A 250-nucleotide genomic window follows, 5' to 3' on the forward strand; every position below is an offset into this window, starting at 1 on the left:
GCTGAATGCCAAAGCTTGTGCGTTTGCCGTGGATAAAGTCTTTGAGGAAACCGGTGTGGTTTTGCCTGTGATGATTTCAGGGACAATCACAGATGCCTCCGGCCGTACCTTATCAGGACAAACCACAGAAGCCTTTTATAATTCTCTGCGGCACGTCAAACCTATCTCGTTTGGCCTTAACTGCGCGTTGGGTCCGGATGAACTGCGCCAATATGTAGAAGAATTATCACGTATTTCGGAGTGTGCGGTC

At 48.8% G+C, this 250-nt stretch carries 1 protein-coding gene; it reads left to right on the plus strand.

Annotated features, from left to right (window positions below):
* On the plus strand, positions 1-250 hold a 250-nt coding region (locus ACYP03_RS27220; RefSeq protein ID WP_459782834.1), incomplete at both ends, for a homocysteine S-methyltransferase family protein.

The sequence above is a fragment of the Photobacterium sp. R1 genome (genome assembly GCF_054600795.1).